General features: G+C 54.6%; 1 protein-coding gene and 1 pseudogene. Both read left to right on the top strand.

Annotated elements, in window-relative coordinates:
• Positions 1 to 149: 149 nt before the first annotated feature.
• Positions 150 to 1451 (top strand): annotated as a pseudogene (gene istA / locus ACMV5H_RS25310) (IS21 family transposase); the annotation flags it as partial.
• Positions 1452 to 1464: 13 nt separating this feature from the next.
• Complete coding sequence (gene istB, locus ACMV5H_RS25305; RefSeq protein WP_414822773.1) at positions 1465 to 2205, top strand: IS21-like element helper ATPase IstB; 741 nt, start codon at positions 1465 to 1467, stop codon at positions 2203 to 2205.
• Positions 2206 to 2455: the final 250 nt, after the last annotated feature.

Raw genomic sequence — 2455 nt, 5'->3', positions numbered from 1 at the left:
CAAGACGGTTTTAACGGCTTCGGCCCTAAATTCTTTCGAGTAACGTTGAGTTTTTCTGGTCATAGTGAACTCCTTTTAATCCCATTCTACTCAGGAAGGAGTGTCCGTTAAAATCAGGCTACCTCAGTCGTCCCGGTGCGTTGGAGGATCCTGACTGGGCTGAAATCCATATGGAGCTGCGTAAGAAAGGCGTCACCCGCCACCTTCTGTGGGAAGAATACTGTCAGCGGATGCCCGTCCGGGCGTACAGTTACTCGCAGTTCTGCTGCCGCTACCAGACCTGGTGTCAGTCGCAGAAGCGCTCCATGCGCCAACAGCATCTCGCCGGTGAAAAATGCTTTATCGACTACTGTGGGCCCACGGTGCCGGTTATCTCGCCAGAAACCGGCGAATGCCGCCAGGCGCAGATCTTCGTGGCTGTGTTGGGGGCATCAAACTATACCTTCGCAGAGGCCACGTATACGCAGTCGCTACCGGACTGGCTTCTCAGCCACGTCAGGATGCTGGAGTTCATCGGTGGCGTCCCCGAAATCCTGGTCCCGGATAACCTCAAAAGCGGGGTTAATAAAGCCTGTCGCTACGATCCCGAACTCAACCCGTCCTACCAACAACTGGCGGAGCACTATCAGGTTGCGGTGATACCTGCCCGCCCCCGAAAACCCAGAGACAAGCCTAAAGTGGAAGTTGGCGTTCAGATCGTTGAACGCTGGATCCTCACCCGGCTGCGGCACCAGGTCTTCTTCTCGCTGGCAGAGTTGAACCACTACATCCGTACGCTGGTTACAGAGCTCAACGAACGTCCCTTCAAAAAACTGCCCGGTAACCGGCGGGAAGCCTTCGAAAAGCTGGATAAACCCGCACTGCGATCGTTACCGGTACAACCGTGGTGCTACCGCCACATAAAGAAAGCGAAGGTGAATATCGATTATCACGTCGAATATGAGCTACGCCATTACTCTGTGCCACATCAGTACGTCGGTAAAACGGTGGAACTCCACGCCTTCGACAATCTGCTTGAGGTCTGGGCTGACGGGCAGATGATCGCCAGCCACCCTAGACGTCTTCATCCGGGTAACAGTACTGCGGCAGAGCATATGCCGGAGCGTCACCGCCATCATCAACAGTGGACACCGGGCCGGTTGAAAAACTGGGCTGCCGGTGTGGGACCTGACACGCTGACGTGGGTCAGTGAGCGTCTGGCAGAAAAAGCGCATCCGGAGCAGGCCTACCGCTTGTGTCTGGGGCTGCTGAGCCTGACGCGTGAGTATCCTTCTGAGCGCGTTAACAACAGTTGCCGTCTGGCCAATACAGAGGGGTTGACCCGGCTGAAGCAGATAAAGTCGATCCTGAAAAATAACCGAGATCTGGTTCCGGCGGACGGTGATCTGCATCCATCCCAGGAGCTTCCTCAAGAGCATGAGAACATCCGTGGCCCGCGCCACTTCCACTGAAACAGGAAACCCAATAATGCCACATACGCTGATGAAACAGCTGACAGAAATGAAACTGACAGGAATGGTTGCCGCGCTGTCGTCGCAGTTAGAGCAGCCAGGCACTTACGAAGAGCTCTCCTTCCGGGAAAGACTGACGCTGCTGGTCACGCGTGAATCTCTCGAGAGGGATCAGCGCAAGCAGAAACGTCTGTTGCAGAAAGCGCGGTTAAGGCTGGAAGCTTCGGTCCACGACATAGACTATCAGCCAGCGAGGAACCTCGAACGTTCACGGATCGCCCAGTTAAGCCAGAACGAATGGGTGCTCAGGGGGCAGAACCTGCTGATAACCGGCCCTTGTGGTTGCGGTAAAACCTATGTGGGTTGTGCACTGGGTAACAATGCCTGTCAGCAGGGTTACAGCGTGCAGTACTGGCGTCTGAGTCGGTTACTGGTTGAACTGACGCACAGCCGTGCAGATGGCAGCTACAGGAAGCAGCTTGCAGAACTCTCGAAAACGCAGCTGCTTATCCTGGATGACTGGGGGCTTGAACCGCTTCAGGCGGCTCAGCGCAACGATCTTCTGGAGCTAATGGACGATCGCTACGGTAAAAATGCCACGGTGATGATAAGCCAACTGCCAACGGATGAGTGGTATGGCTGTGTGGGAGATAACACGCTGGCCGACGCTATCCTGGATCGGCTGATGCATAACGCCCACCGACTGGAGATGAAAGGTGAGTCGATGAGAAAACGACTGGCACAGGTTGACTGAAAGTGAACGGTCGGTGTAATAAAGGGAAGTTAGGGCGCGTTAGGAAATAACGCGTTCACGTTCCTCCGGAACGGCGTTTTTCAAGGTAGTTGTCGCTTAATGTAATAAAATTACGTTATGCCGGTAAGCGTCAACTCAGCACCGTCTGGCTTAATGCGTCAGGCGCTGTAGTTTAGGTGTCCACTTATTCTTCCAGGTGGACACCTCCGTGAGTACTAAAGAACGACGTTCCCGTCAGCATTATTCCCCC

The sequence above is a fragment of the Serratia sp. N21D137 genome, from assembly GCF_047530005.1.
In the GTDB taxonomy this organism is placed as follows: domain Bacteria; phylum Pseudomonadota; class Gammaproteobacteria; order Enterobacterales; family Enterobacteriaceae; genus Chania; species Chania fonticola_B.
Note: the sequence above shows the minus strand (reverse complement) of the source record. Positions and strands in the feature narration are given on the sequence as shown.